General features: G+C 65.2%; 15 protein-coding genes. 5 read left to right on the forward strand and 10 right to left on the reverse strand.

The genetic code is table 11. From position 1 onward, the window contains the following. Positions 1 to 146 precede the first annotated feature (146 nt). From QH470_RS17060 to QH470_RS17075, 4 genes are all read left to right on the forward strand, one after another. The gene (locus QH470_RS17060; RefSeq protein ID WP_280273357.1) at positions 147 to 1,793 is read left to right on the forward strand and encodes a UvrD-helicase domain-containing protein; all 1,647 of its coding nucleotides are present in this window, start codon (positions 147 to 149) and stop codon (positions 1,791 to 1,793) included. Positions 1,794 to 1,855: 62 nt separating this feature from the next. Beyond that, on the forward strand, positions 1,856 to 2,068 hold the full coding sequence (locus tag QH470_RS17065; RefSeq protein WP_280273358.1) for a helix-turn-helix transcriptional regulator: 213 nt from the start codon (positions 1,856 to 1,858) through the stop codon (positions 2,066 to 2,068). A gap of 37 nt (positions 2,069 to 2,105) precedes the next feature. Beyond that, a complete protein-coding gene (locus tag QH470_RS17070; RefSeq protein WP_280273359.1) occupies positions 2,106 to 2,777 on the forward strand; it encodes a DUF2637 domain-containing protein in 672 nt (223 codons plus the stop codon). Positions 2,778 to 2,877: 100 nt separating this feature from the next. Continuing rightward, on the forward strand, positions 2,878 to 4,155 hold the full coding sequence (locus QH470_RS17075) for a GTP pyrophosphokinase (protein ID WP_280273360.1): 1,278 nt from the start codon (positions 2,878 to 2,880) through the stop codon (positions 4,153 to 4,155). Positions 4,156 to 4,181: 26 nt separating this feature from the next. On the opposite strand, the gene QH470_RS17080 is transcribed toward QH470_RS17075, so the two are convergent. The 8 genes from QH470_RS17080 to QH470_RS17115 form a co-directional block, all read right to left on the reverse strand. Continuing rightward, complete coding sequence (locus QH470_RS17080; protein ID WP_280273361.1) at positions 4,182 to 4,925, reverse strand: hypothetical protein; 744 nt, start codon at positions 4,923 to 4,925, stop codon at positions 4,182 to 4,184. A 3-nt stretch (positions 4,926 to 4,928) separates the two neighbouring features. Then, positions 4,929 to 6,056, reverse strand: a complete 1,128-nt coding sequence (locus QH470_RS17085; protein WP_280273362.1) for a phage upper tail fiber protein — start codon at positions 6,054 to 6,056, stop codon at positions 4,929 to 4,931. Positions 6,057 to 6,097: 41 nt separating this feature from the next. Then, positions 6,098 to 6,601, reverse strand: coding sequence for a hypothetical protein (locus tag QH470_RS17090; protein ID WP_280273363.1), 504 nt, complete (start codon positions 6,599 to 6,601; stop codon positions 6,098 to 6,100). 417 nt (positions 6,602 to 7,018) lie between these two features. Further along, positions 7,019 to 7,960, reverse strand: coding sequence for a glycine-rich domain-containing protein (locus tag QH470_RS17095; RefSeq protein WP_280273364.1), 942 nt, complete (start codon positions 7,958 to 7,960; stop codon positions 7,019 to 7,021). Positions 7,961 to 8,017: 57 nt separating this feature from the next. Continuing rightward, entirely contained in the window at positions 8,018 to 8,416 is a 399-nt protein-coding gene (locus QH470_RS17100) for a hypothetical protein (RefSeq protein WP_280273365.1), read from the reverse strand. 83 nt (positions 8,417 to 8,499) lie between these two features. Then, positions 8,500 to 8,766: a hypothetical protein gene (locus QH470_RS17105; protein WP_280273366.1), complete on the reverse strand. Its 267-nt coding sequence runs from the start codon at positions 8,764 to 8,766 to the stop codon at positions 8,500 to 8,502. 10 nt (positions 8,767 to 8,776) lie between these two features. Then, a complete protein-coding gene (locus QH470_RS17110; RefSeq protein ID WP_280273367.1) occupies positions 8,777 to 9,790 on the reverse strand; it encodes a glycoside hydrolase domain-containing protein in 1,014 nt (337 codons plus the stop codon). Further along, positions 9,787 to 10,350, reverse strand: coding sequence for a M23 family metallopeptidase (locus QH470_RS17115; RefSeq protein WP_280273368.1), 564 nt, complete (start codon positions 10,348 to 10,350; stop codon positions 9,787 to 9,789). Before QH470_RS17115 ends, QH470_RS17110 begins: the two co-directional genes overlap by 4 nt. A gap of 134 nt (positions 10,351 to 10,484) precedes the next feature. Here QH470_RS17115 and QH470_RS38240 point away from each other — a divergent pair, with 134 nt between their 5' ends. Beyond that, on the forward strand, positions 10,485 to 11,036 hold the full coding sequence (locus QH470_RS38240; RefSeq protein WP_425302693.1) for an HNH endonuclease signature motif containing protein: 552 nt from the start codon (positions 10,485 to 10,487) through the stop codon (positions 11,034 to 11,036). On the opposite strand, the gene QH470_RS17120 is transcribed toward QH470_RS38240, so the two are convergent. Both QH470_RS17120 and QH470_RS17125 read right to left on the reverse strand, forming a co-directional pair. Next, on the reverse strand, positions 11,033 to 12,583 hold the full coding sequence (locus QH470_RS17120; protein WP_280273369.1) for a Gp37-like protein: 1,551 nt from the start codon (positions 12,581 to 12,583) through the stop codon (positions 11,033 to 11,035). The two genes, QH470_RS38240 and QH470_RS17120, sit on opposite strands and share 4 nt — an antisense overlap. Further along, positions 12,580 to 13,410, reverse strand: coding sequence for a hypothetical protein (locus QH470_RS17125; RefSeq protein WP_280273370.1), 831 nt, complete (start codon positions 13,408 to 13,410; stop codon positions 12,580 to 12,582). Before QH470_RS17125 ends, QH470_RS17120 begins: the two co-directional genes overlap by 4 nt. Positions 13,411 to 13,425: the final 15 nt, after the last annotated feature.

Below are 13,425 nucleotides of genomic sequence, written 5' to 3' on the forward strand. Positions count from 1 at the left end.
TGGAGGCGCAGGTCGAGCGCCGTCCTCCCCCCCCCGCCCCCCCCCCCCCCCCACACCCTTACCCCCCCCCCCCCGGCGGCCCGGGCCCACCCGCCCCCCCCAACCCACCACGGGGCCGCCACCCCGCACCCGAGAGGAACCAGATCATGAGCGCGTTCGCGCCCACCCCCGAACAGCTGCACATCCACGACCTGTTCCGCACCGGCGGGCCGATCCGCGTCCGCGCCGGGGCAGGTACCGGCAAGACCACCACCCTCACCCAGCTCGCCGAGATCGTCCACGAACAGCGGCGCGCCGGCCTGTACCTCGCGTTCAACAAGGCCATCGCTGAGGAAGCCAAATCGAAGTTCCCCCAGGCGATCTCGGCGTCAACCGCGCATTCGCTGGCGTGGCGCAACATCTCCAACACGCGGCACGCACCGCTGTTGGACCGGATGCGCACCGGCGCGCGGATCCCGATCGGCGAGACCGCCAAGCGGTTGCGCGTCGACCGCTGGACGACCAGCGTCGGCGACGGTGGCGCGCTCACCGCGTACGAGGTCACGCGCCACGCCCTCGCAGCGGTCGACCGGTTCTGCAAGTCCGCTGTACCGGAGCTGACACCGCGGCACGTCGGCAAGATCCCCGGCCTCGACCACCGCGACGTTCACGGCCAGCTCGTCGAGTTCGTTTTTCCTGTCGCCCAGGCGATCTGGGCCGACCTCCAGGATCCGCGCGGTGAGGCGGTCGCGTTCGGCCACGGGCACTACCTGAAACTGTGGGCTCTGGAGCGGCCCAAGATCGGCCCCGAGGGCGGCGTGGTCTTCCTCGACGAGGCACAGGACACCAGCCCGGTCCTCGCGGGAATCATCGACGATCAGACCCACCTGCAACTCGTCGCCGTCGGCGACCAGGCGCAGGCCATCTACGGCTTCACCGGCGCCACCGACTACATGACCCAGGCCACCGACTCCACCGAGGGCCGCCTCACCCAGTCGTGGCGATTCGGCGAGACGATCGCCGACGCCGCCAACGTGCTGCTCGACCGCCTCGGTGACGATCTGCGACTGACCGGAAACCCCGGCCGCGCCAGCATCGTCGACTACAGCGCGACAGGCCTGCGCGTCACCCTGACTCGCAGCAACGCGACGGCCATCGAGTGCGTGATGGCCGCCCAGGCTGCCGGGCGCAAGGTGCACCTGATGAGCGAGAACCGGTACGCCGTCCAGTTCTGCGATGACGCCGAACTGCTGATGGACCCGAACCGGCCGCGCTGGAAGAAGCCGCGCCTCGCCGACCTCGCCGCATTCAAGGACTGGGACCAGGTCGTGCAGCACGCCAACGACTCGACCGACTCCGCGGACTGGAAGGTGCTCGTCACCCTGATCGACCGCTACTCGACCGCCGAGGTCCGCACCGCTCTGGCCGGTGTGGTCACCGAGCGGCAGGCCGACCTGGTTGTGTCGACCGCGCACAAGTCGAAGGGCCGGGAGTGGAGCAGCGTGCACCTGGAGACCGATATCGCCGAATACGTCGAGCAGGCGGCCGACGGCGTCGCCCAGGCCGAGGCGTGGATCGCCGCGGGAGGTCGGCTGCGATTCGATGCCGACGGCAACGAGGTCCCGAAGCACGTGCACGAGTGGCGAGTACGCCGCTCCAACGATGGCCAGACGCCGGAGGAAGCACTGCGACGCAGCCAGAAGCGGCTCAAGGACGAACTGATGCTGGCGTACGTGGCCGCGACCCGCGCGCAGAACGTGCTCAACCCCGGCGCTCTGGCGACCGCGCCCCGAGCGCTGGAGGTGGCGGCGTGATGCGCACGGCTCGACTCCGTACAGTTGGCGTATGTACGACCAACGAGCGGAAGGACCCTGACGTGATCGACCGCGAGAAGTTGTGGACCGCGCAGCAGTGCGCGGACTACATCGGCGTCAAACTCCGCACCTGGCACGGGTACGTGAAGCGGCCGACGAGGGAGAACCCGGCGCCGAAACCGGTCGACAAGATCGGCTCGACGCCCGTATGGGACAGCAGCGAAGTGAAGGCGTGGCAGGCAGCCAGACCCGGCTCGCCAATCGCCAACCAATAGGCCGGCCGCCACCGGCTCACCCGAAAGGAACCATCCAGTGTCGATCCCTGCCCGGATTGCCGCAGCTGGAACGATCGTGATCAACGTGCTGTCGTTCGCGTTGTCGTTCTACGCGCTGACCGATATCGCGCGCCGCGCTCACGTCGCAGTGCCCGTCGCGTGGCCGCTGATCGTCGACGGCCTGATCATCGTCGCGACGGTCGCAGTCGTCGCGCTTCGCGGATCCGTCTACGCGTGGGTCCTGCTCGTCGCCGGTGCGTCAGTGTCGGTCGCAGGCAACGTCCTTCACGCCGTGTACCCGGAGGGGCCGATTCCGGTGGAGGTCGCGGCCTTCCTTGCCGTCGTGCCGCCGGTGGCACTCGTGGCGGTGACGCACCTGACCGTCCATCTCGCGCGTCACGCCGCGCCGCTGACTTTTCCGGACATCACAGCGCATGACCTACCTGACGCGAACTGGGTCGAGCAGGCGCCGGAAGAGTACGTCGAAGGGTTCGCTCCGAAACAGACAGAGCCGACGACGACCGAGCCGGTCGCCATCGCTGGGCCGGGCGCCGAGCCAGTCCCGGAACCCTCGCACACAGACCCGCGCGAACTGGCCGAAAAGCTGATCCGCGAGACGACCTCGTCGAACTACGCCATTGCCGACCAGGTCGGCGTCTCCGAGGCCACGGTGCGCCGGTGGCGAAAGGTCATGGCGCAGCTGCGGTAACGGGGCTGGATGCACAGTCGATAGCCCGGAGTAACGGGGGATGGCGCCCCCAACGAGGGAGAGGGACGCCTGGGATGACAGAGCGGGTGGGCGGATTGCCATGGATATCATAGATGAGTTTATTATCCAGTATGTTCGCGAATTTGACTACTATACGCGGGTCGCTAAATTCGTAGAGGGACGACTTGATGAAGCGCTCCATTCCGCTGGCATCAAATGTATCGTGACAAGCAGGGCGAAGAGTGTCGACCGACTCCGAGACAAGTGCATCAAGCGAAATAAGAAGAGGGAATATCCGTCGACTGAAGCGATACGAGCAGACATACGCGACCTAGCCGGGGTCCGCGTCGCCCTTTATTTTCCGGGTCAGCGAGATGAAGTAGACCGCATTATATCCAGACTCTTCAATTTGATCGGAGAGCGGAGAGAGTTCCCTCAAATAGGCAAAATTGATGAGTCGAGCGAAGGCGGCTCGAGCCGTAACAAAAATCGATTCTCCGGATACTCCGCGCTGCACTATCTACTTCGGATAAAGGACGAGGATCTATCTGCCGCAGATACAAGATACAGTTCAGCGCAGGTGGAGGTGCAAGTCGCTTCAGTTCTCATGCATGGCTGGTCAGAGGTCGAACACGATCTGGCCTACAAACCATTGCAGGGGGACCTATCCGCGGAAGAGGTCAAGTTGTTGGACCAACTGAATGGGTTGGTTCATGCTGGAGAAATTGCTCTGGAGCAGTTGCAGCAGGCGGGCCAGAAGCGAGTCGAAGAGAGCACGCGCCCATTTGCATCCCACTTCGAACTCGCAGGCTATCTCCTCAACCACGCCCGAGAGATCGGAATAGATACTGTCAGCGAAACGGAGCTTGGCCAGGTTGACGTACTTCACAGATTTGCGAAACGTCTTGGCATCACGACTCCAGGGGAGCTGAAGATATATCTCGCCCATGTCCACGAACGAGTGGAACAGAGAGCGCTTGCAGAACAAGTCATTGACGCGATACTGCGCGAAGATCCTAATCGCATTGAAACACTGATAGAAGTTTTTGCGCCCTATAAGGCTGGCGACAAAGACGCGATGCTCGGAAAAATCGGTGAGTTTGTACTCGCCTGGTCCAGGCTAGAGCAGTATCTCGATCGTCTCGCGCCAGGATCAAAAAGCCCCATTAAAGCTCTGATGATGCTTGAGACAAACCGTCGCGTCGATCCTATTCTCTTGTCTGAGATTCACAATTTACGTCGACTGCGAAACCAGATTGTCCACAGTAGGATTGACCTGAACCTGGACTCTATTTCGAACGAATTGGATAGGCTAAATGCCGTAATTGAACGTGTTCGCGAACTGCTTGATGGTACGGATGGAAGTGGCGCACACTAATCGTGGTACGCCACAGCCTCCAAACCTCACAAGTCGTATCCCTCGATCCAGTCGATCGCTGGCGACCGGTACTCCGCGCCGAACAACGGATAGTTGCCCTCAACGATCAGACCCCACCGGCGATTCGTCGCGCCGGAAGGCACGACGTTGCCGGTGTCCGGCCATGTGAGGAACGAGGTGCCGTTGCGGTACGCGGTGAACAGGTTGCCCACGCGCCGGAACTCGATCTGGTCAGTGGTCGCGATGTTCGTCGGCGTCGACGCACGCTGCGTTTGCCCGGTGCTGCCGGTGGATACGCCGGACGTCGGCGGTAGACCGCTCTGCGTGACGATCGCGCAGCCCGTTCCCGTCGTGACGACCAGGTAGCACATGGTCGCTGCGCCGAAGGTGTCCGCGACCGACAACACGAGGCCGGTGCAGTTGTCGGTGGCGAGGTTCCCCACCGGTGCGATCAGCTGCGCACGCACGCCGTAGTTGTCGGTCTGGAGTCGGCCGCTGTTCGACCCGCCCTGATAGCTGGCCCAGTTCCCGGCGCGGCCGTCGCCGTTGCCCATCGTCTTCATCTGGGCTCGGCTGGTGGCGATCTTGGGCGAGGCGTTCCGGTCGGTCCGCCAATCGCCACCCAGCGAGGCCGAGTCGGCTCGGTTGAGGTCATCGCGGTACGCGGCGCCGGCCTGCCAGATCAACGCGTCGCCCGCGTAGATCCGCGACAGCGCCGCGTCACCCGCGTACACCTTGGAAAGGGTCGCGTCACCAATGCGTTGGGGCACAGGTCACCCCACGATCCCGTACCAAGTGGTCGACGGACGGCCGGACCCGAGCGCGTCGTACTGCGCCTGCGTCATCTTCACCAACGTGATCACCGTGCCGTCGCTGCCGACCTTCGCGTCGACATCCTGCTTGCGCACGGCGTGCCCGTTCGCTGTCGGCGCCGGAACGGTCGGCGAGCTGGCGAAGGTCTTCGCCCCCGAGATCGTCTCTGTGCCAACCAGATGCACGACCGCCGAGTCGTCCGCCTTTGCTGCGATCGCTGAGGCGTTGGCGGCCTGGGCTCGAGCATCGGTGTAGTACCGATTCGTCGAACCTTCCGGCACAGCGTCGGTGCTGCCCGGACTCGGCGATATCTCCGTGAAGGATGAGCCGCCCCACCGGTACACCTTGTTCGAGTCCAGGGCGATGTAGATCTTCCCGGTCTCTCCAGTGCCCGGAAACGCTCCCGTGCTGGCGAATTCGAGAACATCATCCACGTAGCTCGGCAGCTGAGAGGCCGGCACTTTGCCGCTCTCGTCCAGCGCTGCGTACCCGTTCGCGTTCCCCTTGTTCGCCGCGCGTTCCCGCGCGTTCAGTGCGTCGGTGATCGCACCGGTCGCCGACAGCTTGGACTGCGAGAGTCCGCCATCCGCGACATGGTCGTTGGTGACGCCGTTGGGCGCGATCGAGATGACGCGGTTCTGCGACAGGTCGCCGCCGCCGGTCAGGCCCCCGGCGCCGCTGACGCTGCGCGTCGCAGGGACACCGCCCGCTGCTGCGTCGGCAGCGGATTCCGCTGCGTCAGCGGCTGATTGGGCAGCCTCGGCGGCCTTCGCCGCCGCTGTGCTGGCAGCCGTCTCGGCTGCGTTGGCCGCCTGCCATGCTTCGGAGACGACGCCGGGAGGCTGGGGCTCGTACTGGCTGAAGAGCGGGGTCAGCCGCACCGGTGTGGGCTCGTCGGGGATGACGATGTTCTTCGGCGGGCGCCAGATGCCGAATCGCAGCATCACCTTGGCCGGTCCGGGATCCAGGTCTGGGCTTGTCATCTCGCCGTCGACGACCTGGATGACGATGCGGTTCGTCGTCGTAGCGCCCGGACCGTCCGCATCCGGGCTGACCTCGGGGCGCCAGATCTCGACGGAGCCGTTCACAGGGTCATCAGCGATATCGTCGAACTGGTCGAAAAGTACGGTCATCGCGCGACCTCGAAGCTATAGCCGCCGAGTGCTTGAAGGGCGAGAAAGTGGACGCCGTTGACGTAATCCGCGGTGTCCGGGGTGTCGTGCAGCGTGATGCTGCCGCCAAGTTTCCGCACCGATGGCAGCGCACAGGCTCCGGATTCGGTGGCAGGCACAATGCACACCTCCGCGCCCTGATGCGCATATTCCTTCTGGACCCAGATCGTGACGTACCGGTACTCCTGCCCGGCGAATTTCATTGGAGGGTCGAGCTGATAGCAGCGCGCCGGGCCAGCGAAACCGCCGACGTCCGCCCTGTGCAGGGTTGCGGAAGCCATGTCACTCCTCAGTGATGTATTCGAGAACAGAAATGCAGCCCGCTGCCCCCGCAGCACCAGCACCTCCACCGCCGCAGGGGAATCCGCCGACAGCGCCGCTGTTGCCGCCGCCTCCGGATTGAAGCCACTGCCACAGCCACGGGAGGCTGGTGTTGGCCGGGACGCGGCCTGAGCCGCCACCTACCGATTCCGCCCCGGCGCCTCCCCCACCAGCGGCGAGTAGCCGCACTACGCCGGAGGTGGCGGTCTCCCCATGTTGGCCAGCGGCGCCTCCGGCTCCGCCGCGCATTCCAGCGACTAGGCCGCCGAAACCGCCGCTATTGCCGCCGCGCCCGCCGGGTGCGGTGAGGAGATCACCGAACTGGGAATCCTCTCCGTCGCTGCCGTTGTGGCCTCCGGCGCCGACGATGGCGGGTACTGATTCGGGCAGTTCTGAGCCGCGGAGACGTGTGCGCAGAACCGCAGCGCCGCCGCCTCCCCCAACCGTGGCGTTTCCGGAGCCGCCGCCACCGCGAACCAGAAGGTCGATCGCCAGCACACCGGGTGGCCGGACCCATAGCCCTGACGTTGTGTAGACGTGCAGTGCGGTGACGGTGGTCATGTCATGTGCTCGATGACGAATGCGATGCCGTTGCCGCCAGGCTTGCCTGGAGTCGAGGCGGTGACGCCTCCACCCCCTCCTCCTCCGCCACCACCAGGAAATGCGCCGGTGCCGGCCTGCCCGGCGTCGTCCACGGAGCCACCGCCGCCACCCGCACCCGTGGCCGCCCAGGAACTCGGGGCGGAGCCGTCGGCGTCGGGTATACCGCCCCGCGAGATACCGCCCGCGCCGCCTTGGGATCCGGGCCAGATGTCGTTGCCGCCGCCTCCACCGCCTCCACCGCCGCCGTTGAGGCTGTAGGGCGAGACTGAGTTGGCACCGGCGGTCGAGGTGACTGGCTGTCCGACTGCGCCTCGGCCGCCGTCTCCGCCGGGGATCATGCCGACGCCGCCGGGGCCGCCGGGCGATCCGGAAGTGGTGAATGTGGACTGTCCGCCAACACCTCCCCCAGCGAGCATCGCGTTCGTACCGGATCCGATGTAGGTGTTGCCGCCTCCAGATCCGGCCAGGCCGGACGATGGTCCGCCGTCGCCGTGTGCGCCGATCACGATGGGAATCGGCGAGTACCTGCCGTCCGGTTCCTTGTCCAGCATCGCCGACGGGACGACGAAGTGGGTTTCACCTGCACCGCCGCCACCGCCGCCGCCGCAGCGCTTGTCGGTGAGGACATCCCAGCGACCGGACCCACCACCAGCGCCCGCAGCGATGAGAATGAACTCGATCGCAACGATGTTGGGGCCGGGATAGTGAAGACCGTTGCTGGTGTAGACGACTGATTCGCCTTGCAGGACAAGCTGATTGAAGCGCTCCGTCAGCGTGTTGATGCTGTGGCTGTGGTCGGTGATCGTAGGCAGCTGTCGCACGAAGTCGTCGTTCACCGTCGAGGTGATCGCGGAGAGGACGTTGTCGAAACCGCCGAGGATCGCCTTGATGATCAAGCCGAACGGAACGGACGCGGGGTCTACGTGTGGTGGTGGGACGAGTCGGCGCATCGTCTACACCTCGTCAGCGATGGTCAGTGGGACCTGAGGGATGCTGTCGGCGTCAGGCCGGCTCCGTGCCCAGGCGAGCAGTTGGCGGACGTAATCGAGGGCGACCCGGTAGCGAGCACGCAGCGCGTCGATCACGTTGTGCAGGTCGCGGACTTCGTTGCGCAGGGCGTCTACGTCGTCGCGTAGCGGCTGAACGATGGACTCGAAGTCGGCGCGCTGGGAGTCGAGGAGCGTCTTCAGCCGTTCGTCGGCGAGCCGCTCACGCTCGATGTCGTCGTCGGCCGAGGCATTGCGGGTCTCGGCTTCTGTCTTGGTCCGGGCGGCGTGCCAGACGCCGAGTGCACCGGCCAGCACGCCCACGAGGCCGATGATTTCTTTGAGGTAGGGGGCGATGGCGCTCACCGGTTCTCCTCTTTCGGGCAGCACGACGAAGGCCGCCTCTGAACAATCAGGGGCGGCCTTCGGCGGCCGGGATCAGTTGAGGCTCAGGCCGGTTCGGCGAGCAGCCAGGGCGCGAACCGCGCGAGCAGGTCGTTGACCGCGGGCAGCGCCATGAGGCGGGTGATGCCCGCGCACGCGGCCAGAACGACCGCTACGGCACCTGTGGCGGGGATGCCGCCGGTGACCACCACGACGGGAATCAGGGTGACCAGAGCGAGCGCCACCTGGAACACGGTCCGCAAGACTGCCCGCCACGGGTAGACCGTCTGCGAGGGAACGGACGCGGAGAGGGGAAGGGAATGCTGGCCCATGACGGCCTCCTCAGTTGTTGCGGGCGAGCAGCTGGTCGAGCTTGCGCCCGTTCAGAACGCTCTGCTTGTAGATCTCCAGCACGTAGCCGACCAGGCCGCGCCGCTGCACCTTGCCGGGCGTCATGCCGTCCAGCTCGTCGATCGGGTCGGGGTACCCGTCCCAGACCACCTCGTTCCAGATGTCGGCGAGCATCAGCCACGCCCATCCGCCGCGTGCGGCGTCGCGCACGTTGTAGATGGCGTTGAGCGGCTGCCGCAGGCCGGGGCGGTCCGGCGTCGGCTCCCAGGGGGTGAGCTGGGAGGCACCAGCGAGGATCTTGTTCTGGTCTTCCTGGTTGAGAGCCACGAAAGGCTCCTCCTTTCCTGTGCGCAGTTGACCGAAGTCGTCGGTCAGTACGTAGTTGAGATCGGCCTGGACGCCGTCGACCGAGTAGTCGAAGAAGTTGTTCTGCTGCCAGAGGTTGACGTACTGGAACCGGCTGGAGCGCACGCCGTTTCGCCAGTCGCCGTCGAACAGCACGACGCCGTCGCCGCACAGCCAGAAGTAGTCGGCGAGGTCGCGGTTGTGGGCCTCCTCGACCACGGTGTCGAAGCCGTAGACGCCGCGGCCACGCCGCCCGAGCCGTGACTCCTGGAAGCCGCGCAGGCACTCCATTGCCTGATTCAGCTCCCAGTCGTTGCTCGGCCGGAAGTCGACCGAGCAGTAGACGACGGGGATGTCTGCCAGCCCGACCTCGTCGAGCCGGTCGGCCACCCAGTCACCGCGGTCGCGGCCGATGGCGTATCCGCCGGTGCACCAATTTGCCGCCAGGTCCTCGTAATTCAGGGCGATATCGAGGCCGAGCCGCCGGTAGTTGTCGGCCTCGGACCGGCTGATCCAGTCGGGCCAGTCGTGCCGGTTCTTCTTCTCGACGTAGAACATCCGGCCAGCGAACTTGGATCGAGCTACCGAGTCCTCGCGGAGCACGTTGCCGGAGTCGACGATGAGCTTCGGTCCGGGCGGTTCGATTGGGTAGATGGTCACGAGGCGGCTCCTGATGGTGGGAACGGAAGCAACTGCTCGAAACCGGCCAGCACCGCGGCGCGACCGGAGTAGTCGAGCAGATGCAGGAACTCCGGTTCGGCCGGTGCGGGCGGCGGGCCGCCGGGCTCGAGGGCGCCGTGCTCGTCGAGCCACGGCATCGGGTCGAAAGCGGATCCGCCGAGACGGCCGGGCGCGGACCAGGTTTCGAAGTGCAGGTGCGCACCCGCCGGGCCGTTCGGCACGACTCCGCCGTTGTAGCCGACGCGTGCGATCAGGTCCCCAGCGCGCAAGGTCTGGCCGATCGACACCAGGATGTCTTGCGGGAACATGTGTCCGTAGACGGTGTCGACGTCGTGCTCAGCCTGGTGGTCGATGACAATCCAGCAGCCGAATCCGCTTGCAGGACCGGCCAATACGACCCCGCCGTCGGCCGCGGCATAGATCGGCTTGCCTGGCGTCGAGCCGAAATCCTGCCCGTAGTGGAAGCTGCCCCATCGGGGCGCGAAACCGGAGGTCAGGGTGTAATCTCCGGCACGCATCGGACGATAGATATGTGACATGGGTTGCACCTCTTGCGGTTGATGTCGAGTCGCGCCGATTCACCACACGACGGCTCCAGGTCGTCGGTGCAAGCCATTAGCATCAGGCCGTGCCGACCGACCGCCCCCATATTCCTGCCGAGCTTCGACGCGCCGTGCTGGTCGAAGCAGGTCACAGGTGCGCGATACCTACCTGTCGGCAACACCCGGTGGAGGTGGATCACATCGTGGATTGGGCGAAGGTGCGTCGACACGACTTCGACAATCTGATCGCCCTATGTCCGACGTGCCACGCACGAAAAACGAAGGGTGACATTGATATTCAGTCGATGAAGCAGTACAAGGCGAACCTGGGAGTCCTGACCAGCCGTTACGGAGACCTTGAACTCAGACTGCTTCGATCACTGGCTGAATGGGTCCCGGGCATTCCACGTCCGATGGTCTCGGACGGGATGGTGTGGATGGTGGCTGATCTCCGACGTGATGGAGTCATAGAGCTTCGCCAGGACGGTTGGTTCCTCCCGTCTGGATGGCGCGATCGGCCTCGGCCTTCCAAGGAGCTGATCGAGCAAGCCGCGCAGCTCCGAGCCCGGTATGCATCTCTGACCCTGAAGGGAATCGAACTTGTGGAACGGTGGTACGGCGCTCGACCTGTGGACTGGGTAGCGGGAACCGGTCTCACATCGGAGTGGCCGCTTACCGATTAGCCAGTTCCGTTGGCGATGGCGCGGGTCAGCGCTGCCACGCCCTTCATGCGGTCGATGAGGACTTCCCAGGCGTCTTTCAGCTCGTCGTCGTCGCCGATGGTCACGTACTCCGTGCACTTCTCGTCGCGAGAGTCCTCGACCTCGACGCCGGAGACGTAGTTCTCGACGATCGTTCCGCGGTCCCAGAACGTCATGATGTCGCCGACCTTGAACCGCCGGCCTGACCCATCGTCTTCACCAAAGGAGAATCCGCGGCCGTCGACGCCGCCCGCCTTGACCTCCAGCTTCAGCGACTCGCCGCCGCCGTGCTGCTTGAGGCCGGTCAGCCCCACCGCGAACGCGTCCAGCGAGTACGCGCCGGTGTTGTCAACGAACGCTTCGCCCCAGGCGTGCTCGCCGAGATCCGACTTCAACTGCGGGTCGTCGAACTTCTGGTAGGCGAAGAAGATGTCGTCGAACAGGTCACCGACCAGGATCGAACCGAGTCCAGCGCCAGGCACGGCAAGGTTCAGCAGCGCCTGAAGTGCAAGGTTCGCAGCCCACTCGACCGCCATGTTGATGAACTCGGGCGCCTTGCCGCCGACGATCACACTGTGCGCGGTCGGGTGGCTGACACCGCGGCTGTAGTGCTCGATATTTCCGGCGTCAGTGCGCCATTGCATCCAGCGCCGGTCCCGCTTCTTCAGCGTGTCGAACACGTATCCGGCGCGCTGCATCTTCCCCCACTGATCCGGATCCTGAAGGCCGAGAACGTTGTCGGGGTTGGAGAACCACAGGAAGTTGTCACCGGACAGGTCGAGCACATTCTGGAGTCGCGCGAGGCTGTCGGTATTGAACACCTGCGGCGACGGGCCGTCCTCGGGAATCCACAGGTTGCAGGCCACACCGCGGTCCGACGAGTCGAGAGCGCTCTTGAACAGCTCGTCGAGCTGCGTGAACCGCGCGGACAGCACGACGATATCCGCTGTGTATGCCTCGATGATCTCGAGCAGGTCATCAAGGGTGTCGATGCTGTCGAGCTGCGGCAGCTCCGGAATGTCGTACTGGAGCGGCAGCTTGGCGTAGACCGGCTTCTGCAACCGGATCGTGTTCTTCGCGAGGAAGTACTTCAGCACGAAGTCGGTCGGGCCGAACATGATGTCCTGCTTGCCGGTCAGGGCGATCTGCACCTCGGGCGGCAGCAGCGGTTGCACCCACGCCAGGATCGTGAGCAGCCAGTACAGGTTGGAAACGCAAGTGGCCGTGACGATTTCCTCGCCAGGCTTGCCTTCCATCGTCGCGGAGATGACTCGCCCGTCCCACGGCACACCGTTGTAGTAGGTGCGGATCGGGACGACGTCGCGCTTGCACGCCATCAGGCGCCCGGCGAGAGGATGGTCTGCTCGGACCTGGATCGTGCCCGTACCTGGCACCGTCCAGAACCAACCGAACCGCGCCTTGATGTACGGGCCGAGGGGCCGCGACCTGGTGTAATTCTGGTTGAAGACGGTGATGTTGAACGCGGGCGGGCTCTTGGTATTCGGCTTCCATGCCGCATTCGGGTTCATGCGGCAGCCCGCTCGTACTTCTGCGGCATCCACACTTCGATGCGGCTGGCCTCACTGGTCGCGGTGCCCGAAATATTCAGGGCGACAGTGGACTTGGCAGGCACGCTCTTGTACCAACCGACGTTGCCCGCCTGCTCCCAGACGTCGAGACCAGCGCCGTTGTGGATATGCGGGTACTCCGGATTGGTCTCGACCGTCCAGGTCTCACCGGCGGGGATCGTCGGCAAGGTCTGGGTCTCGCCGTCGACGCCGATCGAGTACCGGCCGGGACCGGTGAGCTTGTAGAACACCCACGCAGCGACATCGCCGTCGTTGTGGATGGTCCGCCCTGCGAAGGTGTCCGGGGTGTAGGTTGGCGGATTGACCGTCGCGCCGTTCCACCAGGACTCGTCGGAGCCGAGCACCGCGGTCTCGGTGCACCAGCCAACGTCATTGAGCAGATCGAACGACGGATCCGGGATCTGGTTCTCCCGGCGCACGTACTGGAATCGGTCACCGCCGCCGGGAGAGATGACGTGGAACTCGGCCAGTGCTTGGCCGTCGCCGAGGCTGTCGCGCCACGTGTTCCACAGGTCGAGCGCGACCTCACCTGGTTCGACCGGGCCGAGGCGCACGGTGAGGGTGATCAGGTTGATGTCGCGGTTGCTGCCGCGCCAGGTGGCGCCAGCTTGGCGGGCGTTGGCTTGCCGGACATGGACGATCGGCGCACCGCCGACCCCTTTCGGGGCCTCGGCGAGGCGCAGCGGGCAGTCGGGTTCGCCGAACTGCCATATCGACCGTGGTTGTCCGGGATACTCGACGCCGCGCAGTTCGAAGCGAACAGGCATTGGAGATTCCCGTCT

The organism is Nocardia wallacei, from assembly GCF_029868745.1.
Taxonomy (GTDB): Bacteria; Actinomycetota; Actinomycetes; order Mycobacteriales; family Mycobacteriaceae; genus Nocardia; species Nocardia wallacei_B.